The following is a 24,951-nucleotide window of genomic DNA, read 5'->3' as shown; positions in this document are numbered from 1 at the left end:
GGCGGGGTTCGGTGTTAGGAAGGGCCCCTTCCTATACAAAAAACGATAGGAAGGGGCCCTTCCTTACACCTCAGCCTTACACCTCAGGCGGCGGTGAGGGTGGGGGCGTCGGCTGGGCTGGCCGGCTCGGCCGTGCCGAGAGGTTCGGCGGGACGCAGGGCCAGGGCCAGTACGTCGGCCACGTCGGCCAGGGTGTGGATGGTCAACGCCTCGCGTACCTCGGCCGGCAAGTCGTCCAGGTCCGGCTCGTTGCGCGCCGGAATGATGACCTCGGTCAGGCCAGCCCGGTGTGCGGCGAGCAGCTTCTGCTTCACCCCACCGATCGGCAGCACCCGACCAGCCAGGGTCACCTCGCCGGTCATGCCGAACTCGGGGCGTACCGCCCGGCCGGTGACCAGCGAGGCGAGCGCGGTGACCATGGTGATGCCCGCGCTCGGCCCGTCCTTGGGGACCGCACCCGCTGGCACGTGCAGGTGGATCCGCCGTCCGGCCAGCGCGTTCGGGTCCAAGCCCAGCTTGCGGCCATTCGAGCGCAGGTAGGAGAGGGCGATCTGCGCCGACTCCTTCATGACGTCGCCGAGTTGACCGGTCAGGGTCAACCCCGGCTCGCCGTCCATGCTGGTCGCCTCGATGAAGAGCACGTCGCCACCGGCACCGGTCACCGCCAGCCCGGTCGCCACCCCGGGTACGGCGGTCCGCTCGGCCGATTCGGGCGTGAACTTGGGCCGTCCGAGGTAGCCGGCGAGGTCGTCGACGTCGACGCGTACCGGCTCGTCGGAGGTGGCCAGCCCGACCGCGACCTTGCGCAGGATCCGGGCCAGGGCGCGTTCGAGCTGGCGTACGCCGGCTTCCCGGGTGTGTTCGGCGGCGATCCGGGCCAGCGCCTCGTCGGTGATGCTCACCTCGTCGGCGGTGAGCCCGGCCCGCTCGATCTGCCGGGGCAGCAGGTGGTCACGGGCGATGGCGACCTTCTCGTCCTCGGTGTAGCCGTCGAGTGTGACCAGTTCCATCCGGTCCAGCAGGGGGCCGGGGATAGCGTCGATCACGTTGGCGGTGGCCAGGAACAACACGTCGGACAGGTCGAGGTCGACCTCCAGGTAGTGGTCCCGGAAGGTGTGGTTCTGCGCCGGGTCGAGGACTTCGAGCAGGGCTGCGGCCGGGTCACCGGCGTAGCCGGCGGAGATCTTGTCGACCTCGTCGAGCAGCACGACCGGGTTCATCGAGCCGGCTTCGCGCAGCGCCCGGACGATCCGGCCGGGCAGCGCACCGACGTACGTCCGGCGGTGGCCGCGGATCTCGGCCTCGTCGCGGATGCCGCCGAGCGACACCCGGACGAACTTGCGGCCGAGCGCACGGGCAACCGACTCGCCGAGGCTGGTCTTGCCGACGCCGGGCGGGCCACCCAGGGCGAGCACCGCACCGGAGCCGCGCCCGCCGACGACGCTCAGGTTGCGCGCCGCCCGCCGGTTGCGCACCGCCAGGTATTCCAGGATGCGGTCCTTCACGTCGGCCAGGCCGGCGTGGTCGGCGTCGAGCACCGCCCGCGCCTGCGCCAGGTCGGTGTTGTCCTCGGTACGCGTCGACCACGGCATCTCCAGCACCGTGTCCAACCAGGTACGGATCCAGCCCGCCTCCGGGGAGGCGTCGCTGGCCCGCTCCAGTTTGCCGACCTCGCGTAGCGCCGCCTCGCGTACCTTCTCGGGCAGGTCGGCGGCCTCGACCCGGGCCCGGTAGTCGGCGGAGCCGTCCGGCTCGTCCTCGCCCAGTTCCTTGCGGATGGCGGCGAGCTGTTGGCGGAGCAGGAATTCCCGTTGGGACTTCTCCAGCCCCTCCCGGACGTCGGAGTTGATCTGCTCGGTGACTTCCTGCTCGGCGAGGTGGTCGCGGACCCAGCCGACCAGCAGTTCGAGGCGCGCGGTGACGTCCGGCGCGCCGAGCAGTTCGATCTTCTGGTCGAGGGTGAGCCAGGGCGCGTAGCCGGCCGAGTCGGCCAGTTCGGAGAGGTCGGTCATTCGTTCCATCGCGTCGATGACCTGCCAGGCCCCCCGCTCCTGGAGGACCGAGGTCATCAGGGCGCGGTATTCGCGGGCCAGTTCTTTGGCCCGGCCGGCGGGTGCCGGCTCGTCGAGTTCGCTGGCCTCCACCCAAAGCGCGGCACCGGGCCCGGGTACGCCGGACCCGATGCGGGCCCGGGACAGGCCACGGATCACGGCGGCGGGTTCACCGCTGGGTAGTCGGCCGACCTTTTCGATGGTGGCGACCACGCCGACCGAGCCGTACTCCCCGTCGACCCGGGGTACGGCCAGGAGCTGCTTGTCGCCGGTCGCGCGGGCGGCGTCGACGGCGGCCTGGGTGGTCGGGTCGAGGGTCACCGGGATGACCATGCCGGGCAACAGGACTTCGTCGACCAGGGGCAGAACCGGAAGAGTTGACATCGAACACCTGCTATCACGTCGAGTTGAGCGTGTAAGACTCAAGTTCCACCCGCAGCCCGATGTTCCTCGATGCGATCCACGTCACAGTCAGCGCCCGATGACCGGCCTGCCCTCCCCTTACGGGTGGGGTAGGCCCCACCAGCGATTGGCCGGTGAGCGGGATCGTTCCGACCCGACGAAATTCCTACCGTCGATGGCATGCCGAACGGGGAGGCTCGGATGGACCGGGACAGGGTGGTGGACGGACTACGCGCGCTGGCGATCCTTGGTGTCGTCGGCGGGCACTGGCTGGTCGGGGCGCTGGTCGCCGACTCGACCGGCGCACTACGAATCGACAGCCCGATGCGCTATCTGTCGTGGCTGCAACCGTCGACCTGGCTGTTGCAGATGCTCGGCATCTTCTTCCTGGTCGGCGGCTACTCGTGCGCCCGCAGCCTGGCCCGGGCCCGTCGACGCGGCCAGTCCGATCGGGACTGGGTGGGCGTACGGATGCGCCGGTTGGGCACGCCGGTGCTGGTCGGGGTCGGGCTCATGGGCGTACTGCTGGTGGGGGCGGCCATCGGCGGGGTGCCGAGCGGCACGCTGCGTACCCTGGTGGTGCTCTTCTTCCAGCCGCTGTGGTTCATCGGCGTCTACGCGGTGATCACCATGCTCACGCCGTACCTGATGCGGCTGGACCACCGGTACGGCGTCCGCGCCGCGCTGGCCGGTGTCGGTGCGGTCGCCCTGGTCGACCTGGTGCGGTACGGCCCCGGCCAGGACCTGGTGCCCGACTGGTTCGGTTACCTGACCACGCTGCCCGCCTGGGGCTTCGCCTACCTGCTCGGCATCGCCTGGGCACATGGCCGGCTCGGCCGGCGCGCGGCCTGGTCGATGCTGGCCGGCGGTGTTGCCCTGTTCGCGTTCCTGCTGATCGTGGCGCGCTATCCGATCAGCATCGTCAGCGTGCCGGGCAGCGACCGGTCCAACTCCAACCCGCCGTCGCTGCTGGTGCCGGCGCTGGCGCTGGCCCAGATCGGGGCCGCCCTGCTGCTGCGGGACCGGTTCGAGCGGCTGCTGCGCCGCCCGACCCCGTGGGCGATCGTCACCGCGCTCAACGTGAGTGCGATGAGCATCTTCTGCTGGCACAACACGGCGCTGGTGGTGGTGGCCGAGGCCACCCGCCGGGTGGGCTCGCTCCCCGGCATGGGTGACGCGCCGACGAGTGGCAACTGGGTGTTGGCCCGGCTCGGCTGGTTCCCGGTGCTGGCCGCCACGCTGGCCGTACTGGTCCTCGCGGTCCGCCGGTTCGAGCAGACCGGTAACCGGCAGCCGGCAGTGGTCGGGCGGCCGGTGAAGGTCGGCCACGGTCGGTCGCTATCGGTCGGTGTCGGGGGTGGATCGGGCGTAGCGCGCGGTCAGGGTTCGCAGGTACGCGACGAGTTCCGGCGGCTCGGTGACGTCGAAGTCGAGGTCGAGCAGACCGAGGTGCACCGCGAGGTTGTCCAACCGGTCCGCGCCGGTGTGTAGGACGCAGGTGTGCTCGTCCACCGCCTCCACCACACCGACGGCAGGGTTGATCCGGCTGGTCACCACCTCAGCGGGGGCGTGCACGACGACCCGGGACCGGTATCGCCAGGCGGCGGCCGATGCGCCCCGGGCGACGTACGCGGCAGCCCCGCCTTCGGGCGGGTCGCGGGGTGGGAAGCGCGGACCGGTCGGGGTGCGCGGTTGGATCCGGTCCACCCGGAAGGTACGCCAGTCCTCGCGGTCGACGTCCCAGGCGACGAGATACCAGCGACGTCCCCAGGACACCAGCCGGTACGGCTCGACGGCCCGGACCGCCGCCGACCCGTCGTGTGCGCGGTAGTCGAACCGGAGCCGATCCTGGTCCCGACAGGCCGACGCGAGCACGGTCAGTACGGCCGGGTCCACCACCGGGCCCGGCCGGTCCGCCGGCACCGGTTCGGTGTACGTCTGCACCGCGTTGACCCGGTGCCGTAGCCGTACCGGCAGCACCTGTTCGAGCTTGGCGAGCGCGCGTACCGAGGTTTCCTCGATGCCGGCGATGGTGCCACCGGCCGCCGTGCGCAGCCCGACCGCCACCGCCACCGCCTCTTCGTCGTCGAGCAGCAGCGGTGGCATGGCGGTGCCGGCACCCAGGCGGTAGCCACCGTCGGTGCCCCGGGTCGCGTTCACCGGATAGCCGAGGTCGCGTAGCCGGTCGACGTCCCGACGGACGGTCCGTTCGCTCACGTTCAGCCGCTCGGCGAGGGCGGCACCGGGCCAGTCCCGCCGGGCCTGCAACAACGACAGCAGGCGCAGCAGCCGCGCCGAGGTCTCCAACATGTTTTCAGTCTGCCAGAACTTCAGGACAGAGCCTGTCCGGAAGGGTCCGTAGTGTTCCTGTCATGAGCGCAAACACCGAGATCAAGCCGTTCCGCATCGACGTCCCGCAGGCCGACCTCGACGACCTGCACCGCCGGCTCGACGAGACCCGCTGGCCGGACGAACTCCCCGGCGTCGGCTGGGACTACGGCGTCCCGGTGGGTTACGTCAAGAAGCTGGCCGACTACTGGCGCACCGGGTACGACTGGCGGGCCTGGGAGGCGAAGCTCAACCAGTACCCGCAGTTCACCACCGAGATCGACGGACAGAACATCCACTTCCTGCACGTCCGCTCCACCCACGAGGACGCCCTGCCGCTGATCCTCACCCACGGCTGGCCGGGCTCCATCGTGGAATACCTGAACGTCATCGAGCCGCTCACCAACCCGGCCGACGGAGAGCAGGCGTTCCACCTGGTGATCCCGTCCCTGCCCGGCTTCGGTTTCTCCGGCCCGACGAAGGAGCGGGGCTGGAACCGGTACCGCACCGCCAAGGCGTGGGCGGAGCTGATGCGCCGACTCGGCTACGACCGGTACGGCGCGGTCGGCAACGACGGCGGCTCGTTCGTCTCCCCCGAGGTGGGCCGGATCGACCCCGAGCACGTCGTCGGTGTGCACGTCACGCAGATCTACTCGTTCCCCTCCGGCGACCCGGCCGAGTTCGAGAAGATCACCCCGGAGGAGCTGAAGGGGCTGGAAGTGCTCCAGTGGTTCAACGACAACAAGATGTCGTTCAACATCCTGCACTCGCAGCAGCCGCAGACCCTGTCGTACGCGATCTTCGACTCGCCGGCCGGGCTGCTCGGCTGGAACTCGCAACTCTTCGGCGACGACCCTGACATCGACGCCGACTTCGTCCTGACCAACACGATGCTCTACTGGCTGACCGGCACCGCCACCTCGGCCACCCGGTTCTACTACGAGGACGCCAAGGCCGAAGCCCCGAAAGAGCCGACTACGGTCCCGCTCGGCCTGACCATGTTCGCCGGTGACTTCGTCTCCATGCGCACCTTCGCCGAACGCGACCACAAGAACATCACGCACTGGAACTCGTACGACCGGGGTGGCCACTACGCCGCGCACATCGTGCCGGACGCGCTCGCCACCGACCTGCGTGCCTTCTACGGCGGGCTGCGCTGACCGATGTCGCTGAGGTGGGGCCGGACCTGCGATCGCTGGTCCGGCCCCGCCGGCTGCTCAGTGCCCTTCCGCCATTTCCGCCGGCTGGCCGCGTCCGGTCCGATCGTTGACGACCTGGCTCCGGTCGGCCTGCCGGGTGAACTGCCGGGTGAACTGCCCGCTGACCAGCAGCCAGCCGCAGATCGCCGCCATCGGCACCGCGGTGAGCAGGATCAGGCCGATTTCATCGATCTTCCCGCCACCAGCCAGCAGCATTCCGGTGAGCATCGAGAGGACCATGTTGTTTCCAGCATGCGCCAGACTCGGTGCCCAGATGCTGTCGCTGCGAAGCCGCAGCCAGGCCAGAATCATTTCCTGGCACAGGAACGAAACTGTCCAGACCAACAATCCGAGCAGTACGTTGTCGAACTCGATGTAGCCGAGGAACGCCAGCGGATAGTGCCAGACCGCCCAGATCAGCCCGGTCACCGTCACCGACAGCAGAGGCCGGTCCACGAATATGCGCAGCCGGAGATAGCTGGTCCAGCCGAACTCCTCACCCCAGTAGAAGGGCGTGAGCAGGAGCACCCCAGCCATCAGGGCAAGCACCGCAGCCCAGCCCGGCAGACCCGGTGCCAGCTCGTCCAATGAGGACAAATCTCCGTCCCACAGTCCGAGCGCACCGGCCAGCCCAACCGTCGCCGCGACCAGCAGCAGCGGGCCCAGCCAGGCGATCAGGTAGTAGCACCAGCCCTGCCTCAGGCGCAGGGCGAGGCCGGCATCGCCGAACCCCTCCCTGGTGACCCAACGGCGTACGACCACCGCCGCGATGGCGGGTGCGAAGGCAAAGGGGAGTTGCACCAGCGCGTTGACCAACGACCAGTCGAAGACCAGTCGGGCAACGAGCAGATAGGACCAGGCGCCCCCGAAGGAAATCGCCAGGAATACCGGGAGGCCCTTTCTCTGCGCGGTCATGGCCGTACCTCATGGTTGAACTGATTCACCCGGCCAGGACACCAGTTGGACCACCCCTCAGGCACTACTCGCAGTACCCGAACCCGGGGTATGGCTGGACCTACCCGGCGACCGCCGAGCAGGCACCAGCCCCGTCCGGGATCGCAGGCCAACTCCATCGAAGTAGGTATCCCAACATCGATCTCGGTGCGGAGGATCGACGCTGATCTGGCTGCCACGCTCGGATGATGCGGTCGCGAATCCTGCTCGGCACCGGCTTACTGATCTTCGGCACGGCGTTGGCAGCGCTGCTGCTCTCCGGGCGTACCGAGATCCGCACCTCGGCCGACGCCGAATCCCCGCCGACCGCGCTGGTCACCGTACTGCTGCCGATCGTGGTGGCGATGGTGCTGATCCGGCTGGTCCCGGCCCGACTGCCGGCGTTGCCACCGCTGGCCGGGTCGGACCGGCCGGCGGTGGCTCGGCAGAGCCGGGCGCTGACCGCGATCGCCGTCCTGTTCGCGCTGGTCGTACTCGTCGTCGACCTCGGCGACTGGTACGGCCTGGTGAAGGTGACACTGCTGCTGGGCGGGTCGTGGCTGGCCCTGCGAATCTGGCGGGCACCGTCGGCCGGGGCCGCCGCCCAGCGCGCGGCGCTGCCCCGCTGGGCGTACTGGCTCGGGCCGATCCCCGCCATCCTGGCCTGGGGATACCTGCTCTACTACAGCCCGCTCGCCGGGGATCGGGACATGTCCGGCTACACGCAGTACGACACGGGGTTCCTGGTCGCCGCCATGGTGCTGACCTTCCTGACGGCGAGCGTGGCCGAGGAGATCTTCTATCGGGTGCTGCTCCAGACCCGGCTGGAGGCGCTGCTGGGCCGGTGGCCGGCAATCATGGTCACCTCGTTGCTCTTCACCGCCATGCACCTGTCCCGGATCGGCGTTGGTCCACATTGGGTGGTCCTGGCCACGATCACCGTCTGGAACGGCGGGTTCGGGCTCTTCGTCGGCTATCTCTGGGCCCGGTACCGCAACGTCTGGGCCCTGATCGTGGTGCACGGCGCGGTCAACTCGCTGCCCCTGATCCCGGTCCTGCTCCACTGAACAGGTCACCCCTTCACCGAGCACGTCAACCCTGCACTGAACAGGTCAAACCTGTCAGGTACGCGACATGGCCAGCCGGAACCGGGTCGGTGAGGTGCCGTACTGGTCGGTGAACGCCTGCCGCAGGGCTTCGGACGTACCGAATCCGCACCGCTTCGCGACCGCTGCCACCGGCAGCGTGGTGGTGCTGAGCAGTTGCGCGGCGGCGGCCACCCGGGTGGCCCGGACGAACTGGCCGGGCGTCTGCCCGATGTCGGCGACGAACAGCCGGGTGAGGTGGCGAGCGCTCACCGAGAGCCGGTGAGCCAACGCCGTCGTGCGCAGGTCACTGGCCAGATTCCCGGTCACGTGGTCGACGGTGTCCCGGACCAGGCTGGTACGCGGAGCGGGCGCGGCGGTGAACATGCTCATCTGCGCCTGATTGCCCGGACGCTGTAGATAGGTGACCAGGACCCGGGACACCCAACGCGCGAGTTCGGCCCCGTGGTCCTCCTCGATCAGCGCCAGTGTCAGGTCCAACGCACTGGTCACCCCGGCGGCGGTGGCGACCACCCCGTCCCGGATGAAGATCGGCGCGGAGTCGACGTCGACCTGCGGGTACTGCGCCGCGAGCCGGGCGGCGTAGTGCCAGTGCGTGGTCGCCCGGCGACCGTCGAGCAGTCCGGCGGCAGCGAGTACGGTCGCCCCGGTGCAGAGCGAGGTCACCCGTCGGCTCTCCCGCGCCAACCGGCGTACGTGTCCGACCAGGCGCTCGTCGGCTGCCGAGCACTCGTGGCCGGTGCCGCCCGAGACAACGAGGGTGTCGATCGGCCCCTTGACCCGCTCCAGCGTCTCCTGGGCAGCGAGGACCAACCCCGAGTCGCAGGTGATCGGCCGCCCGCCCGGGGTCGCCAGCCGCACCTGGTACGGCGGATCGGCGCCCAGCCGGTTGGCACCCGCGAAAGTCGACGTAACGCAGGCGATGTCCAACAGTTCGGCGGCGTCGTATCCGACAACCACCACTCGACGGTCGGTCATCGATCCAGATTAGTCCAGCAGACAGGGTTCGCAGGTTTCCGGACATGGCGGGGCAGCGGCGTTGGGTTTCGTACTTCCTGGATGGACCGTGAGTGGCATGACCACTACCGCCAATTCGGTTTCCCCTGACAAGACAACGTCCCGTCCCTGGCTGCGGCACCTGCTCGTCTCGGTCGCCGCGATCGGCGCCGTACTGCTCATCGGACTGCCGCCCTGGGGCGACAACCCACCTATGGGCTGGATCTTCCTGTTTCTGGCGGGTGTCTACCTCGTCATGGCTCTGGTACGCCGGCAGTGGATCGGCCTACAGCTCATCGGCGTCGCAGTCTTCGGATCGATCGCGGCCATCAGTGCGTACTGGCAGTCCGACGTGGCGATCTGGCTGGCGGGTGCGGCGTGGTTCCTGCACGGGGTGTGGGACCTCGTCCACTACCGGGCCGACCGGGTGGTCTCCCGCTGGTACTCGGAGTTGTGCACGATCGTGGACATGATCTTGGGCATCCTCATCCTCGGGTACGCGGTCACCCGGCTGGGCGGCTGACCGCTCCGACCCACCACCGTCGAGTCGGGCCACCGCTGTCGGTCCGGGCCGGTCTACCGTTGCCGGTCCGGACCGACCAGTGCAGGAGTGGCCCTACGGCGGAGCAGCGCCCCGACCGTCGCGCAGCTGTTGCCCGGAGTTCCGGGCGGCCAGGTTCTGTTGCCACTGCTCCATGACCTGCCCGAATGCCTTGCTTATGAGGAGAAGAAGTTCGGCGGAGGACTCGAAGCGGGCACCAGCCGCAGTGGTGGCCCCGAAAATCTCGGCTCCGCGCTGCGATGCGGCGACCAGGGCCTCGTTCATCTGCAACGAGGCAAGAAGAGACGGGAGCCAGACCTCATCGCCGATGGCATAGCGTTCGCGGCGCCCGCCGGGTGCTCGTTCCCGCTTGACCATTCCCTGTTGTTCGAGGAAGGCGATCGCGTGTGAGACCGACGCCGGGCTGACTCGAAGCCGCTGGACCAGATCAGCGGCGGTGAGGCTGCCGGAGTCGGTGACGTACAGGCAGGCCAGCACCCGGGCCACCATCCGGGGCAGCCCCTGCTGCACGAGGAGATCGGTGAAGGACTCCGTGAAGTCCGCAACCTCTCGGGGATCGCGCCCATGGCCGCTGTCGGGGATCGGTGGCGCGGCCGACTGTGTCTGCTTGTGGCGGCGCGCACGATGCCGGGTGGCCTGGTGCGCTCGGTCCGCCCGTGACGGGGTAGGTGGAGTCCGGGCCCCGTCACGGCGGCCACTTCGGCTCGGTCGCACCACCCTGAGCTGCGTCGATGCCGACCAACCGGCCCTGGTCCAGGGGTAGACAGTTTATTGCCGGCACGTTACGGTCTCCACATTCTATGGAATCCAGAATGTAGAACCGGAGTGAGAGGCGGAGGCGATGGTGATGGCAACCTCCCGCGCGGCGATCGTCACCGGCCCCGATGGACCGGTGGAAATCCGTGACTATCCGGTACCCACCCCCGGCCCGGGCGAAGCGGTAATCCGGGTCGAACTGTGCGGCATCTGCGGCACCGATGCCCACGTCTTCCACGGCCGCCTACCGAGCATCACCTTCCCGGCCCTACTGGGGCACGAGATCGTCGGCACCATCACCGCACTCGGCCCCGGCCTGGACCGGGACTTCGCCGGTCGCCCGGTCGCCGTCGGCGACCGGATCGGCGTCTTTCCGGCGACCAGCTGCGGCACCTGCTACGAGTGCGTGGTGCTGCGCCGCCCCGGCCAGTGCCGGCAAAAACCCCAGTCGTACGGATTCAAGTCACCAGTCGAAGTCGGACCGTCACTCACCGGCGGCTTCGCCGAATACCTCCACCTGGCCAACCCGGGAACCGTCTTCTACCGCACCAAACTGCCGCCCGAGGTCGCGATCCTGGCCGAGCCCATGTCGGTGGCGCTGCACGGCCTCCACCGAGCCAACATCGGGCTCGGCTCGACCGTGGTGGTGCAGGGCGTCGGGGCCATCGGCCTGATGGTCGTCGCCGCCGCCCGAGCCGCCGGGGCCGCCCGCGTGGTCGCCGTGGACGGCAACGCCAGCCGGCTCGCCCTCGCAGCAGAGTTGGGTGCCGACGCGGTGGTCGACATCAGCGTCCTCGACCCCGGCGCCCCCCGACACGCGGCAGTACGCGACGCGCTCGGCGGGACCGGCGCCACCGCCGTCGTCGGATGCAGCGGTTCCCCCGCCGGATTCGCCGAGGCGATCGGCTACGTCGCCGACGGCGGCACCCTCGCCGAACTGGGCAACTTCACCGACCGGGGTACGACGGCGTTCAACCCGTACACCGATCTGCTCCGGCGGGACATCACCATCGCCGGCGTCTACGGCGCCGGCCCCGACATGCAGGCGCGTTACCTGCGCGCCCTGGAGATCCTCGGCCGGGACAGTCTGCCCTTCGCCCGAGTGGTCTCGCACCGCGTCCCACTGCGGGACGTGGAGCTGGCACTGCGCTCACTCAGTACGGGCTATCAGCTGAACGGGAGCGATGTCGTGAAGATCGCCATCGACCCGTCCCGGTAGACGACGGCCCCGGCAACACCCATCCCCCAGTGAAAACAATTCCCTTGAGAGGGGTTACCTGTGCGTAGCCTTCCCCGCGCCACGCGCGGCACGACCCGCAGAGCGGTCCTGGCCGGTGGCCTGGCCGCCACCGTCGCGCTCTCCCTGGCCGCCTGCGGATCCGGCGACGACGACGGTGTCACCGGCGGCGGTGTGGGCACCGCCGAGAAGCCGGTCTCCATCCGGATGATCGCCAATGACGCCTTCGCGCGGCAGTGGCAGGACCAGATGGTGCCGGAGTTCAACAAGCTCTACCCGCACATCAAGGTCACCATCGACGGGGTGCCCTACGGCGACCTGCTCGCCAAGGAGATGCTGGAGCTGACCGCTCCGGACCCGACGTACGACATCATCATCGCCGACGATCCGTGGATCCCGCAGTTGGCCAAGACCGGTGGTCTGGCCGACCTCAAGGACGAGCTGGGCAAGTACACCAAGTCCGACTACGACTGGGACGACTTCAACACCGGACCACTGGCCGCCGGTGAGTGGAAGGGCAAGCAGTACGCCGTACCGCTGCGCTCCAACGTGCTGCTGATGTTCTACAACAAGACGCTCTACTCCAAGGCCGGCCTGGCCGAGCCCACACCCGAGCTGACCTGGCAGCAGTACCTGGAGCAGGCGCCCAAGCTGGTGCGGGACACCAACGGTGACGGCAAGCCCGACGCCTGGGCGGTGGGCACCTACTGGACCAAGGACCCGCTGACCCCGACGATCTGGCAGACCATCCTCAACAGCAACGGTGGTCAGCTGCTCGACGACAACAACAAGCCGGCGTTCAACACCCCGGAGGGTGTCGCCGCCCTGCAAACCCATATCGACCTGCTCAAGTACGCCCCGCCCGGCGCGGCCACCTACCAGTTCAACGAGCCGCTGGAGGCGTTCCGGCAGGGCAAGACGGCCACCATGTTCATGTGGGGCAGCGTCTACAAGGGCACCGCGATCGACCCGAAGACCACCACCCTCAAGCCGGAGGAGGTCGGCATCCAGGTGATGCCGGTCGGTACGCAGAGCGCGGGCGCGCACCGGGGTATGTGGACCGGTGCCGTGGCGAAGAAGAGCAAGCAGGCCGAGGCCGCCTGGACGCTGCTCCAGTGGCTCTCCTCCAAGGAGGGCGAGAAGTGGCACGCCAACAACCTGGGCGTCTTCCCGGCGCGTAAGTCGACCCTCTCCGCCACCCCGGAGCAGGCCTGGCTGGCCCCGGTCTTCAAGGCCATCGCCGACGGCTACGTCGCCATCGACAAGGGCAAGATGTGGCGGCCGAAGCTCCCCGAGTCCGACGCCATCCAGCAGATCCTGGCGACCCAGCACAGCCTGGCGGTGTCCGGGCAGGTCACCGCGGCGCAGGCGTTGAAGAACGCCGAGGACGAGATCAACAAGTTGCTGAAGTCCAAGGGCTACTGAGCGCGGAGCATCAGGTGTCTACCAAGACTGAGACGGAGGCGGTGGGGAGCGCGGTCGCGCCCCCCACCGCCCCGGCGGACATGTCCCCTCGGCGTCGGCCGATCGGTGACCGCCTGAAGGACATCGGCGGCCGGTGGCTGTTCCTCGCCCCGGCGCTGATCATCCTGGTGGCGGTGCTGGCCTACCCGCTCTTCTACACGATCCAGATCAGCTTCTCCGAGCTGGATCTGGCCACCTTCACCCCGGCCGAGAACGTGGGGTGGCTCAACTACCGGACCGTCCTGGAGGATCCCGGGTTCCTCAACTCGCTGAAGGTCACCGGTATCTACCTGGTCCTGGCGCTGCCGTTGCAGATGATCCTGGGCTTCGGCATCGCCTTCCTGCTCAACGCCGAGTGGCGGGGTCGGGGCGTACTGCGGGCGCTCTTCCTGATCCCGATGGTGGTCGTCCCGGTGGTGGCCGGTGGCGTGTGGAAGATGCTGCTCGACCCGATGTGGGGCTTCGTCAACTACCTGCTCGGTCTGGTCGGCATCGATCCGATCAACTGGCTGGCCGACCCCACCCTGGCCATGGTGAGCCTGGTGCTCATCGACACCTGGCGGTGGACGCCGTTCGTCGTACTGATCGCGTCCGCCGGCATCATGTCGCTGCCCGGTGACGTGTTCGAGGCAGCCAAGGTCGATGGCGCGGGCTGGTTCGCCACCCTGCGCAAGGTCACCCTGCCGCTGCTCACCCCGGTCATCCTCGCCGCGTTCATCGTGCGCTGGCTCGGCGCGGTGAAGATGTTCGACATCGCGCTCGCCGCCACCAAGGGTGGACCGGGCCAGGTGACCAACGTGGTCAACCTCTACATCTACGAGAAGGCGTTCCGTGGCCTGGAGTTCGGCACGGCCTCGTCGATGGCGACCCTCGTACTCGCCATCACCATGCTGCTGACCTTCCTGTTCCTGCGCCTCAACCGTTATCTGGAGAACCGATGGTGACCACGACGGCGGCGCCTCCCGCCACTCGCGGCCGGGCCCGGCACGGTCGACTCGGGCGCGGCCTACGCATCGGCGGCTCGATCTTCGCGACGCTGGTGTTCCTGTTCCCGGTGCTGTGGATGATCAGCACCTCGCTGAAGTTGCCCCGGGACATCTTCGCCAGTCCGCCGCGCTGGTTCAGCACCGTCACCTGGGAGAACTACACCAGCTACTTCGCACAGGCCGAAATCGGCCCGCGCATGGTCAACACGATCATCGTCGCGCTCGGGTCGGGCCTGTTGTCGATCGTCGCCGGGGCGATGGCCGGGTACGCCCTGGCCCGGTTGCCGATCCGGGGTGGCGGGCTGATCGGCGCGCTGATCCTCGCCTCGCGGGGTGTGCCGCCGATCGCCCTGGCCGTGCCGATGTTCCTGGTCGCCCGCCGGTTCAACCTCACCGACCAGCACATCACGCTGATCCTGGCGTACTGCACGTTCCTGATCCCGTACGTGATGTGGCTGATGCGGTCGTTCTTCCTGGCGCTGCCGAAGGAGCTGGAGGAGTCGGCAATGCTGGACGGCGCGTCCCGGCTGGGCGCCTTCTTCCGGATCATCGTGCCGTGCAGCCTGCCCGGTCTGATCTCGACGCTGATCTTCAGCATCATCCTGGCCTGGGAGGAGTTGCTGTTCGCGCTGGTCCTGACCAACCGCAACGCGGCGACGATCCCGGTGGCCATCGCCGGCATGGCCGCCGACACCGAGCAGGGCGCGATGTGGGGCCCGCTGACCGCGGTCGGCACGCTCACCGTCATCCCGGTGGTGGTGTTCGCGCTGTTCGTGCAGAAGTGGCTGATCAAGGGCTTGGCGGAGGGCGCGACCAAGGGCTGACGCCCGAGGTCGGCCCCTCAGAAGGTGGCGGGAAGCATGAAGATTCGGGATGTCCGTGCCTCGCTGATCGAGATCCCCTACCCCCGACCGTTCGTACCGTCGTGGGCGCCGGAGGGCACACATCGGACGATGGCGGCGGTAGTGGTCGAGGTGGAGACCGATTCCGGCGTGGTCGGGGTCTCCGGCGGCGACATGGGGCACGGCTCCGGTCCGCTGCTGCTCGCCACGATCCGGGACGTGATCCGGCCGCTGCTGGTCGGCCACGACCTGTTCGCCACCGAACACATCGCCAACCGGCTGCGTTACGTCGCGCAGTACTTCTTCCCCCGCCCGTGGGTGGTCGGGGTCGCGGTCTGGGACGCGGTCGGCAAGGCCTGCGGTCGGCCGCTCTACCAACTGTGGGGTGGGACCTCCGACGAGGTCCCGGCGTACGCCAGCTTCGGCGAGGTACGCGACCCCGCGCAACGGGTCGACGACGCGGTGGCGGCGGTGGCGGCCGGCTTCCGGGGCATCAAACTGCGGGTCCACTCGGCGACGGTGGCCGAGGACCTACGCCAGGTCGCCGCCGTCCGGGAGGCGGTCGGCCCGGACATCATGCTGGCGGTCGACGCCAACCAGGCGGCCTCCCGGTGGCGCTACGCACCGGACGGCAGCCGGCTGATGTGGTCGTACGAGCGGGCCCTGACCACCGCCCGGGAGTTGTCCGATCTGGACGTCGCCTGGTTGGAGGAGCCGCTACCCCGGCACGACTATCGGGCGCAGCGCCGGCTGACCGCCGAGTCGCCGGTGCCGATCTCCGGTGGCGAACACAACCGGGGCTTCGCCGAACTGGTCCGGCTGCTGGAAGATGATTGCTTCGATATCTACCAGCCCGACGCCAACGAGAGCGAGGAGATCCATGCCCTGCGGCAGTTCGGCACCATGGTCGCCGCGCGACACCGGCGGATCATTCCGCACGCGTGGGCGACTGGGCTGGGCGTCGCCGGCAACCTCCAGCTCTGCGCATCGCTGCCGTCCTGCGAATGGCTGGAGTACCCGTACGACCCGCCGGTCATCGTGCCGGAGGTCTTCCAGGTGATGCTGGCCGAGCCGCTGCTGCCCGACCCGGCCACCGGTGCCGTACGGCTGCCGAGCGCGCCCGGCCTCGGCGTCACATTGGACCGGGCGGCGATCGACCAGCTGACCGTGCAGCGAGTGTGAGGGGACACCGGTGGCCACCGACACCTTCCAGATGAAGTCCGACATCGCCATCAGCCACATAAAGCGGCTGATCATGTCGGGTGAGGCACCGCCCGGGAGCCGGATCGTCGCCCGGATCGTCTCCGAGGCGCTGGGCATCAGCGAGACCCCGGTCCGGGAGGCGATCAAGTCGCTGGTCGCCGACGAGTGGCTGGTGCTGCGTCCACACGTCGGCGCGGTGGTCGCCAGTGTCGGGCTGGACAACGTCCAGGAGATCTACGGCATCCGAGGGGCGCTGGGCGGTCTCGCCATCGAGTTGGGCGGCTCGTCGTACTCAGCGGAGCGAATCGCCGAGATCGACGCGGTACTGCACGAGTGCGAGCCGGTGGTGGCCGAGCGGGACGTCGACGCGTTCTCCAAGCTCAACCGGCGGTTTCACGCGCTGCTCTCGGACACGCCCCAAACGACGGTGATCAACCGGATGCTGACCTCGCTCTGGTCGCGTACCGAGGGGGCCAAGTACGGCTTCCGCTTCGTGCCGTGGCGGCTGCCCGAGTCGCACGCCGAGCACCTCGCGATCCGGGACGCGATCGTGGCCAAGGACTATGCCCGCGCCGCGCAACTCGTCCGCGAGCACGAGCAGGCCGGCATGGAGGCCCTGCTGCAAGGCATGCAGAACCAAGGTTGAACTTGCGGCCGGCAGGCCGCTTACCAGGGCTTGAGCTGCGGCCGGCGGCCGCTTACCAGGGCTGAGCTGCCGCCAACAAGAGACTGCACTGCGGCCGACAGGCCGATTGATAGGAGAGCGTATGAGTGACGTGGGACGGGCCTACATCGACGGCGAGTGGTGCGAGCCGGCCGGCGGCGCGGTGTTCGAGGTACGGGAGCCGGCCACCGGCGCCGTACTCGGCACGGTGGTCGACGCCGGGGCGGCCGAGGCGAAGGCAGCGGTCGAGGCGGCGACCCGGGCGCTGACCGGGTGGCGGGCACTCCCGGCCCACCTGCGGGCCGACAAGCTGCGCGCGGTCGGCGCGGTGCTCACCCGGCGGGCCGACGAGATCGCCGAGACGATGACCCGGGAGCAGGGCAAGCCGCTGGCCGAGGCGCGCGCCGAGGTGCTCTCCGGTGCCGAGCACATGTTCTGGTCGGCGGAGGAGACCCGGCGGCTGTACGGCGAGACGATCCCCGCCACCTCGGCCACTTCCCGGATCTGGCTGCTGCCGGAGCCGGTGGGCGTGGTCGCCGCGATCACCCCGTGGAACTTCCCGCTATCCATGGTGACCCGGAAGATCGGTCCGGCGCTGGCCGCCGGCTGCACGGTGGTGCTCAAGCCCTCCGAGCTGACCCCGTTCTCCGCGCTGGCCGTGGCCGAGGCATGCGCCGAGGCCGGGCTGCCGGCGGGTGTGGTGAACATCGTGCCGACCACCCGGCCGGCCGAGGTCACCGAGGTCTTCATGGCCGCGCCCGAGGTCCGCAAGGTCTCCTTCACCGGTTCGACCCGGGTCGGCAAGCTGCTGATCGCGGCGAGCGCACCGGACGTGAAGCGGATGTCGGTCGAGTTGGGCGGGCACGCTCCGGTGCTGGTCTTCGCCGACGCCGACCTGGAGAAGGCGGCGGCGGGCGTGGCCCGGTCGAAGTTCTACAACGCCGGGCAGGCCTGCACCTCGCCGAACCGGATCTACGTCCACGCGTCGGTGGCCGAGGAGTTCGGCCGGCTGCTGGCCGAGCGTACGGCGGCGCTGCCGGTGGGCAACGGGCTGACCGAGGGCACCCGGATCGGGCCGCTGATCAACGTGGCGGCGGTGGACAAGGTGGCCACCCACGTGGCGGACGCCCTGGACCGGGGCGCGAAGGTGCTGACCGGTGGGGACCGGCCCAGCGGTGAGTCGTACGCCGGGGGCAGTTTCCACACCCCGACCGTGCTCACCGGGGTGACCGACGAGATGGTGATCAGCAACGACGAGACCTTCGGTCCGGTCGCGCCGCTGCTCACCTTCGAGTCCGACGAGGAGGCGCTGACCCGCGCCAACGACACCTCGTACGGCCTGGCCTCCTACCTGTGGAGCCAGAACCTGTCCCGGGTGATGCGTACGGCCGAGGCGCTGCGCTTCGGCATGGTCTCGGTAAACGGCGGCAACTTCGCCGCGCCGCAGGGTCCGTTCGGTGGGATCAAGGGCAGCGGGTACGGCCGCGAGGGCGGCCACCACGGCGTCGAGCACTACCTCGACTACAAGTACCTGGCGGTGGAACTCGATGGATAAGCAACTCGCCGACGATCACCTGACGCACGAGCGGGAGATCACCAGTCGGGTGGACCTGTGTCTGCTCGACGGTCGGCTGAACCCGGACGCGGTGGGCTGGACCCGCCAGCCGCTGCACCGGGCCAACCTGCGCGGCTGGGGCCGGAACAAGCGGTTCGAGTACTGGTGTGTGACCACCCCGACCCACCTGGTCGCGGTGAACATCTCGCACGCCGACTACCGGGTCACCTATGCCGCGTTCTTCCTGGACTTCGCCACCGACCAGGAGATCCAGGTCGCCGAGCGGCACGTGCTGCCGCTCGGCGCGCCGATGCCGACGATCTCCGGCGAGGGTGGGGTACGCGCCCGGGGCCGGAAGATCGCGCTCGGTTTCGACGAGACGCCGTCGGGCACCCGGCTGCGTGCCCGGTCGGAGCGGCTCTCGGTCGACCTGCTGGTGGACCGGCCCGATGGGCACGAGTCGCTGGGCGTGGTGGTGCCGTGGGACGACCGGACGTTCCAGTACACCCGCAAGGACAACTGTCTACGGGCGCAGGGCCGGGTGGTGGCCGACGGGCAGGCGTACGAGTTCGACCCGGACACCGCGTACGCGACGTTGGACCACGGGCGGGGCCGGTGGCCGTACTCGATCGTCTGGAACTGGGGTGCGGCCAGTGGCCGGTGCCACGGTCGGGAGATCGGGTTGCAGATCGGTGGCAAGTGGACGGTCGGCACCGGGATGACGGAGAACGCGATCCGGGTGGATGGTCGGCTCCACAAGATCGGTGACGAGCTGACCTGGTACTACGACAGCCACGACTGGCTGGCCCCGTGGCGGATGGTGGGTAAGCGGGTCGATCTGACCTTCACCCCGTTCCACGACCGGGCCGCGTACAGCAGTTGGCTGGTGGTGGAGAGCGCCGAGCACCAGGTCTTTGGGCACTACTCGGGGCACGTGGTAACTGACGAGGGCGAGCGGATCCCGGTCGACGGGCTGCTCGGCTGGGCCGAGGAGGTCCGGCGCCGATGGTGACGCCGAGCTTTACCGGCAGACAGATTCTATATTCTGCGGAAAGGACCTGGACGTGGACAGCGGAATGATCGACGCCGCTCGGCGGCCCGCGACACTGGCGGCACTGGAAGAAGGAACCTACGACCTGCTCATCGTCGGCGGCGGCATCACCGGCACCGGCGCAGCCCTGGACGCGGCGTCCCGGGGCCTGCGCGTCGCCCTGGTCGAGGCCGGTGACCTCGGCGGCGGCACCTCCAGCCGGTCCAGCCGACTGCTACACGGCGGCGTGCGCTACCTCGAACAACTCGAATTCGGGCTGGTCCGCGAGGCGCTACGGGAACGCGGCCTGCTCGGCGGGCGACTCGCCCCGCACCTGGTCCGCCGGCTGCCGTTCGTCCTGCCACTGACCCACCGGGTGTGGGAACGGGCCTACATCGGAGCCGGACTCAGCCTCTACGACGGCATGGGGCAACTCCCCTCCGGCAAGGCCGAACGGGTCTTCCGCATCCACCGGCACCTCAGCCGACGCGGCCTCTCCCGGACCATGCCCGCGCTGCGCGCCGAGCTGACCACCGGCGCGCTCGAATACGACGACGGCCAGGTCGACGACGCCCGACTCACCCTCGCCGTCGCCCGTACCGCCGCCCGGGAAGGGGCGGTCATCGCCACCCGGGTCCGCGCCGTCGGCTACACCTCCGGTCCGGACAGGGCCCAGGTCACCGTCCGCGACGAACTGACCGGTGCCGAGAGCACCATCCAGGCCCGGCAGGTGCTCGCCGCCTCCGGCGTCTGGACCGACGAGGTACAGCGGCTCGTCGGACGGGAGGTGCTGCGGGTTCGCGCCTCCAAGGGCGTACACCTGGTGGTGCCGAAGTCGGCGCTGCGAGTCGACCGGGCGGTGATCACCCGTACCGACCGCAGCGTGCTGTTCATCATCCCGGTCGGCTCGACCGTGCTGGTCGGCACCACCGACACGCCGTACTCGGGTGACCTGCGGGACGTCGCCGCCGACGGGGACGACATCACCTTCCTACTCAACCAGGTCAACCGGTGGCTACGCCGGCCGCTGGAACGCGCCGACGTGGTCGGCGTCTACGCCGGGCTCCGCCCACTGGTCGACAGGGCCGGCACCGCCGACACCGCCAAGCTCAGCCGGGAACACGTGGTGGCCAACATCGACAGCCGGTGCCTGGCCATCGCCGGAGGCAAACTCACCACGTACCGGGTGATGGCCAAGGACGCGGTCGACGCGGTGGTGGACCGGCTCGGCGGCGGCTACCCGCCGTCCTGCACCGACCGGCTGCCGCTGGTCGGAGCCGACGGGTTCCAAGCCCTGTGGAACCGGCGCGGGCTCCTCGCCCGCGAGCACAATCTGACCGCCGGCACCATCGACGACCTGCTGCGTCGGCACGGTACGGCGGTCACCGACGTGCTCGCCGGGGCCGACGAGACGGGCCTGCGGCCGGTCGCCGGAGCCGGCGGGCTGCTGCGGGCCGAGGTCACCCACGCGGTACGCCACGAGGGCGCGCTCGCCGTCGAGGACGTGCTGCTGCGGCGCAGCCACGCCGGCCTGGAGACGGTCGACGGGGCTGCCGACGCGGCCGACGAGGTGGCCACCCTGATGGCCGAGGCGCTGGGCCAAGACCACGACTGGATCGAGCGGGAGGCGGGCTGCTACCGGCGGACCACCGGCTCCAACCGGGCCGCGCTGGTCGGGGTGGCCTGATGGCCGTACTCGCCATCGACGCCGGCACCACCGGGGTCACCGCGGTCGTCATCGACCCCGACGGCACGGTGGTGGCCCGGGGATACCAGGAGTTCCCGCAACTCTTCCCCCGGCCCGGCTGGGTCGAACACGACCCGGAGAGCATCTGGGACGCGGTACGGGCGGCGAGCGCTTCGGCGCTCGCCGCCGCCCCGACCACCCCGACCTGCATCGGGATCACCAACCAGCGGGAGACTGTGGTCCTCTGGGACCGGCAGACGCTGGCCGCACCCCGGCCGGCGATCGTGTGGCAGGACCGCCGTTCGGCGCAACTGTGCGAGCGGCTGCGCGCCGACGGGCACGAATCGCTGATCACCGCCCGGACCGGGCTGCGGCTCGACCCGTACTTCTCGGCCACCAAGCTCGCCTGGCTGGCCGCCGAGGAGCCGGCCACCTGGGCTGACGTACGGGCCGGTCGGACCGCCATCGGTACGGTCGACAGTTACCTCGCCGCCCGGCTCACCGGTGGCCGGGTGCACGTCACCGACCCGTCCAACGCCTCCCGAACCCTCCTCTTCGACCTGGCCGAGGGGGACTGGTCGGACGAGCTGTGTGCGCTGTTCGACGTACCCCGGTCGGCGTTGCCGGAGATCGTCGCCAGCAACGCGGTGATCGGACGGACCGACCCGGACGCCTTCCTCGGGCTGGACCTGCCGGTGGCGGCGCTCGTCGGTGACCAGCAGTCCGCCCTGTTCGGGCAGACCTGCTTCACCGTCGGCAGCTCCAAGTGCACCTACGGCACCGGCTCGTTCGTGCTGGTCAACACCGGCACGAAGATCGCCGAACCGGACTTCGGGCTGGTCGCCACGGTCGGCTGGCAGCTCGACGGTCAGCCCACCACGTACGCCCTGGAAGGGTCGATCTTCGTGACCGGGGCGGCGGTGCAGTGGCTACGCGACGGGCTCGGCGTGATTCCGTCTGCCGCCGAGATCGAGCCGCTGGCCGCCAGCGTGCCCGACTCGGGCGGGCTGGTCTTCGTACCGGCCCTGACTGGGCTCGGTGCTCCGGACTGGGACCCGTACGCCCGGGGGGCGATGTTCGGGCTCACCCGGGGCACCACCCGAGCCCACGTCGCCCGGGCCACCCTGGACGCGATCGCCTTCCAGGTGCGGGACGTGACCGACGCGATGGCCCGGTGCACCGGGCATCCGCTGACCGGGCTCACCGTCGACGGCGGGGCCGCCGTCAACAACCTGCTCTGCCAGTTGCAGGCCGACCAGCTCGGCCTGCCGGTGCGCCGGCCCACCATCACCGAGACCACGGCGCTCGGCGCGGCCTACCTGGCTGGCCTGGCCACCGGGGTCTGGGACAGTACCGACGAGATCACCAAGCGCTGGCACCTGGATCGGGAGTTCACCGCCGGTACCGGTGCCGGTGCTGGTGCCGACGACCGCGACGAGGCGCACCAGCGCTGGCGGCGAGCTGTCGCCGCTGTACGAGAGTGGTCGGTATGAGCGAGCGCAGCGAGGCGACGTGACCACTTCCCTTGAGGGCGTGCTGGTGGCCGACTTCAGTCGGGTGCTGGCCGGGCCGTACGCCACCATGCTCCTGGCCGACCTCGGCGCGGACGTGGTCAAGGTGGAACGGCCCGGCAAGGGCGACGACACCCGATCCTGGGGGCCGCCGTACGACGCCGACGGCACCGCCACCTACTACCTGGCGGTCAACCGCAACAAGCGGTCGATCACGTTGGACCTGACCGACCCGGCCGACCTCGCTGCCGCCCGTGAGCTGGCGTACCGGGCCGACGTGATCGTGCAGAACTTCCGCCCCGGCACGATGGAACGGTACGGCCTCGGCTACGCCGACATCGCCGCCGTCAACCCGGGCGCGGTCTACTGCTCGGTCACCGGATTCGGGTCCGGCGCGGGGGCCGACCGACCCGGGTACGACCTGCTCGTACAGGCCGTCGGTGGGCTGATGAGCGTCACCGGGGCGCAGCCGGGTGAGCCGGTCAAGGCCGGGGTCGCCGTGGTCGACGTGATCACCGGACTGCACGCCACGATCGGCATCCTGGCCGCGCTGCGACACCGGGACGCCACCGGCGAGGGTCAGCACGTCGAGGTCAGCCTGCTCTCGTCGCTGCTGTCCGCCCTGGTCAACCAGGCATCCGGGTACGTCTCGGCGGGCGTGGTGCCGGGCATCCTGGGCAACGCGCATCCGAGCGTGGTGCCGTACCAGTTGCTGCCCACCGCCGACCGGCCGCTGGCGGTGGCGGTCGGCACCGACGCGCAGTTCGCCGCGCTCTGCGGCGTACTCGATGTTCCGGCGCTCGCCGAGGACCCGCGCTACCTGACCAACGCAGACCGGGTACGGCATCGCGAGCCGCTGATCGCCACCCTGCGTGAGCGGACGGCGCTGCGCCCCGCCGACGAGTTGGCCGCTGCGCTCAGTGCGGTCGGCGTACCGTGTGGACCGGTGAACGACCTGGCCGGGGCCTTCGACCTCGCCACCGAACTGGGCCTGTCCCCGGTGGTGGAGATCGACGGGCCGGACCGTGCCCAGCCGGCCCGGCAGGTGGCCAATCCGATCACCCTGTCCAGCACGCCGGCCGGCTACCACCGCCCGCCGCCCCGGCTCGGCGAGCACACCGCCGACGTACGAGCCTGGCTCACCGCCCCTTCCTCCCTGGAGAGCAACTGATGACCGACCCGTTGGAACTCGCCGCGATCGACAGCCTCTTCACCGAGGAGGAGCGCGACATCCGGGACACCGTACGCAAGTTCGCCGCCGAGCAGATCCGGCCGCACATCGCCGAGTGGTTCGCCGCCGGTGAACTGCCCGCCCGGGAACTGGCCCGGGAGTGCGGCAAGCTCGGCCTGCTCGGCATGCACCTGGAGGGCTACGGCTGTGCCGGTACGGGTGCGGTCGCCTACGGGCTGGCCTGCTTCGAGCTGGAGTCGGCCGATTCCGGCGTACGCAGCCTGGTGTCGGTGCAGGGCTCGCTGGCCATGTACGCCATCCGCACCTTCGGCAGCGAGGAGCAGCGTCAGCGGTGGCTGCCGGCGATGACGGCCGGGGAGGCGATCGGCTGCTTCGGGCTGACCGAGCCGGACGCGGGTTCCGACCCGGCCGCGATGCGGACCTCGGCCCGCCGCGACGGGGGCGACTGGATCCTCAACGGCGAGAAGATGTGGATCACCAACGCGGCGATCGCCGACGTGGCGGTGGTGTGGGCGCGTACCGATGAGGGCATTCGGGGCTTCGTCGTGCCGATGGACACCCCCGGGGTGAGCACCCTGCCGGTCGGGCACAAGCTGTCGCTGCGCGCCTCGGTCACGTCCGCCCTGGTCTTGCAGGACGTACGCCTGCCCGGCGACGCCATCATGCCCGAGGCGATCGGGCTGCGCGCGCCGCTGAAGTGCCTCGGTGAGGCCCGGCTCGGCATCGTCTTCGGCGCACTCGGGGCCGGGTACGACTGCCTGCGCGCCGCGATCGACTACGCCAACAACCGAGAGGCGTTCGGCCGGCCGCTCTCCGGTTTCCAGCTCACCCAGGACAAGCTGACCGAGATGACCCGGGGCCTGGTCAACGGCATGCTGCTGGCGGTACACGTGGGACGGCTGCGGGAGGCCGGCAAGGCGACGCCGGCCCAGGTCAGCCTGGCCAAGCTGAACAACTGCGAGACGGCGATCAGCATCGCCCGTACCGCCCGGACGATTCTCGGTGCGAACGGCGTGACCCTCGAATATCCGGTGTTGCGGCATGCCAACAACCTGGAGGCGGTGCTCACCTACGAAGGCACCAGCGAGGTGCACAAGCTCGTCGTCGGCCAGGCCCTGACCGGCCAGGCCGCGTTCCGCTGACCGGCTCGCGTCGCCTTCCGCTGACCGGCTCGCGTCGCCACGCGTCGTTGAGTCGTTCACTGGAACACCACGTACGTCATCCGGCGAAATTGACATACGTGGTGT

20 protein-coding genes and 1 pseudogene are annotated in these 24,951 nt (G+C 69.8%); 16 read left to right on the top strand and 5 right to left on the bottom strand.

Features of this window, described 5'->3' with window-relative positions; translation table 11 throughout:
- Window positions 1-83 precede the first annotated feature (83 nt).
- Window positions 84-2,435 (bottom strand): endopeptidase La, encoded by a 2,352-nt coding sequence (gene lon / locus ACWDV4_RS04245; RefSeq protein ID WP_449974764.1) that lies wholly within the window; start codon window positions 2,433-2,435, stop codon window positions 84-86.
- Window positions 2,436-2,633: 198 nt separating this feature from the next.
- Between lon and ACWDV4_RS04240 the strand changes: the two are divergent.
- Window positions 2,634-3,701: pseudogene (locus ACWDV4_RS04240) on the top strand (acyltransferase family protein); the annotation flags it as partial.
- A gap of 90 nt (window positions 3,702-3,791) precedes the next feature.
- Here the strand turns inward: ACWDV4_RS04240 and ACWDV4_RS04235 are convergent.
- Window positions 3,792-4,763 (bottom strand): helix-turn-helix transcriptional regulator, encoded by a 972-nt coding sequence (locus ACWDV4_RS04235; RefSeq protein ID WP_449974762.1) that lies wholly within the window; start codon window positions 4,761-4,763, stop codon window positions 3,792-3,794.
- A 62-nt stretch (window positions 4,764-4,825) separates the two neighbouring features.
- Here ACWDV4_RS04235 and ACWDV4_RS04230 point away from each other — a divergent pair, with 62 nt between their 5' ends.
- Window positions 4,826-5,941, top strand: a complete 1,116-nt coding sequence (locus tag ACWDV4_RS04230; protein ID WP_449974760.1) for an epoxide hydrolase family protein — start codon at window positions 4,826-4,828, stop codon at window positions 5,939-5,941.
- A 57-nt stretch (window positions 5,942-5,998) separates the two neighbouring features.
- Here ACWDV4_RS04230 and ACWDV4_RS04225 read toward each other — a convergent pair whose 3' ends face one another.
- Window positions 5,999-6,895, bottom strand: coding sequence for a CPBP family intramembrane glutamic endopeptidase (locus ACWDV4_RS04225; protein ID WP_449974759.1), 897 nt, complete (start codon window positions 6,893-6,895; stop codon window positions 5,999-6,001).
- A 227-nt stretch (window positions 6,896-7,122) separates the two neighbouring features.
- Here ACWDV4_RS04225 and ACWDV4_RS04220 point away from each other — a divergent pair, with 227 nt between their 5' ends.
- On the top strand, window positions 7,123-7,980 hold the full coding sequence (locus tag ACWDV4_RS04220) for a CPBP family intramembrane glutamic endopeptidase (protein WP_449974757.1): 858 nt from the start codon (window positions 7,123-7,125) through the stop codon (window positions 7,978-7,980).
- A gap of 54 nt (window positions 7,981-8,034) precedes the next feature.
- On the opposite strand, the gene ACWDV4_RS04215 is transcribed toward ACWDV4_RS04220, so the two are convergent.
- A complete protein-coding gene (locus ACWDV4_RS04215) occupies window positions 8,035-8,997 on the bottom strand; it encodes a GlxA family transcriptional regulator (protein WP_449974756.1) in 963 nt (320 codons plus the stop codon).
- A gap of 97 nt (window positions 8,998-9,094) precedes the next feature.
- Here ACWDV4_RS04215 and ACWDV4_RS04210 point away from each other — a divergent pair, with 97 nt between their 5' ends.
- On the top strand, window positions 9,095-9,538 hold the full coding sequence (locus ACWDV4_RS04210) for a hypothetical protein (RefSeq protein ID WP_449974755.1): 444 nt from the start codon (window positions 9,095-9,097) through the stop codon (window positions 9,536-9,538).
- Between the two features lie 93 nt (window positions 9,539-9,631).
- On the opposite strand, the gene ACWDV4_RS04205 is transcribed toward ACWDV4_RS04210, so the two are convergent.
- Entirely contained in the window at window positions 9,632-10,087 is a 456-nt protein-coding gene (locus ACWDV4_RS04205; protein WP_449974753.1) for a GbsR/MarR family transcriptional regulator, read from the bottom strand.
- Window positions 10,088-10,424: 337 nt separating this feature from the next.
- On the opposite strand from ACWDV4_RS04205, the gene ACWDV4_RS04200 reads away from it, so the two are divergent.
- The 12 genes from ACWDV4_RS04200 to ACWDV4_RS04145 all read left to right on the top strand — a co-directional run bounded on the left by ACWDV4_RS04200 (window position 10,425) and on the right by ACWDV4_RS04145 (window position 24,846).
- Window positions 10,425-11,552 carry a zinc-binding dehydrogenase gene (locus tag ACWDV4_RS04200; RefSeq protein WP_449974752.1) on the top strand — a complete coding sequence of 376 codons (1,128 nt, stop codon included), beginning with the start codon at window positions 10,425-10,427 and terminating at the stop codon, window positions 11,550-11,552.
- 60 nt (window positions 11,553-11,612) lie between these two features.
- Window positions 11,613-12,995: an ABC transporter substrate-binding protein gene (locus ACWDV4_RS04195; RefSeq protein ID WP_449974750.1), complete on the top strand. Its 1,383-nt coding sequence runs from the start codon at window positions 11,613-11,615 to the stop codon at window positions 12,993-12,995.
- Between the two features lie 14 nt (window positions 12,996-13,009).
- Window positions 13,010-13,978, top strand: a complete 969-nt coding sequence (locus ACWDV4_RS04190) for a carbohydrate ABC transporter permease (RefSeq protein ID WP_449974749.1) — start codon at window positions 13,010-13,012, stop codon at window positions 13,976-13,978.
- Window positions 13,972-14,844: a carbohydrate ABC transporter permease gene (locus ACWDV4_RS04185; protein ID WP_449974748.1), complete on the top strand. Its 873-nt coding sequence runs from the start codon at window positions 13,972-13,974 to the stop codon at window positions 14,842-14,844. The genes ACWDV4_RS04190 and ACWDV4_RS04185 overlap by 7 nt, the downstream gene beginning before the upstream one ends.
- 36 nt (window positions 14,845-14,880) lie before the next feature.
- Window positions 14,881-16,044 carry a mandelate racemase/muconate lactonizing enzyme family protein gene (locus ACWDV4_RS04180; protein ID WP_449974747.1) on the top strand — a complete coding sequence of 388 codons (1,164 nt, stop codon included), beginning with the start codon at window positions 14,881-14,883 and terminating at the stop codon, window positions 16,042-16,044.
- A gap of 10 nt (window positions 16,045-16,054) precedes the next feature.
- Window positions 16,055-16,711 carry a GntR family transcriptional regulator gene (locus ACWDV4_RS04175; protein WP_449974745.1) on the top strand — a complete coding sequence of 219 codons (657 nt, stop codon included), beginning with the start codon at window positions 16,055-16,057 and terminating at the stop codon, window positions 16,709-16,711.
- Window positions 16,712-16,832: 121 nt separating this feature from the next.
- The gene (locus ACWDV4_RS04170; protein WP_449974744.1) at window positions 16,833-18,284 is read left to right on the top strand and encodes an NAD-dependent succinate-semialdehyde dehydrogenase; all 1,452 of its coding nucleotides are present in this window, start codon (window positions 16,833-16,835) and stop codon (window positions 18,282-18,284) included.
- Window positions 18,277-19,296: a DUF2804 domain-containing protein gene (locus ACWDV4_RS04165; RefSeq protein WP_449974743.1), complete on the top strand. Its 1,020-nt coding sequence runs from the start codon at window positions 18,277-18,279 to the stop codon at window positions 19,294-19,296. Before ACWDV4_RS04170 ends, ACWDV4_RS04165 begins: the two co-directional genes overlap by 8 nt.
- 52 nt (window positions 19,297-19,348) lie before the next feature.
- The gene (locus ACWDV4_RS04160) at window positions 19,349-21,001 is read left to right on the top strand and encodes a glycerol-3-phosphate dehydrogenase/oxidase (RefSeq protein WP_449974741.1); all 1,653 of its coding nucleotides are present in this window, start codon (window positions 19,349-19,351) and stop codon (window positions 20,999-21,001) included.
- Entirely contained in the window at window positions 21,001-22,494 is a 1,494-nt protein-coding gene (gene glpK, locus ACWDV4_RS04155; RefSeq protein WP_449974740.1) for a glycerol kinase GlpK, read from the top strand. The genes ACWDV4_RS04160 and glpK overlap by 1 nt, the downstream gene beginning before the upstream one ends.
- Window positions 22,495-22,513: 19 nt before the next feature.
- Window positions 22,514-23,683 (top strand): CaiB/BaiF CoA transferase family protein, encoded by a 1,170-nt coding sequence (locus tag ACWDV4_RS04150; RefSeq protein WP_449974739.1) that lies wholly within the window; start codon window positions 22,514-22,516, stop codon window positions 23,681-23,683.
- The gene (locus ACWDV4_RS04145) at window positions 23,683-24,846 is read left to right on the top strand and encodes an acyl-CoA dehydrogenase family protein (protein WP_449974738.1); all 1,164 of its coding nucleotides are present in this window, start codon (window positions 23,683-23,685) and stop codon (window positions 24,844-24,846) included. The genes ACWDV4_RS04150 and ACWDV4_RS04145 overlap by 1 nt, the downstream gene beginning before the upstream one ends.
- Window positions 24,847-24,951 lie beyond the last annotated feature (105 nt).

The organism is Micromonospora sp. NPDC003197, assembly GCF_053590565.1.
The sequence above is the reverse complement of the archived record's forward strand: the minus strand, read 5'-3'. Positions and strand labels throughout refer to the sequence as shown.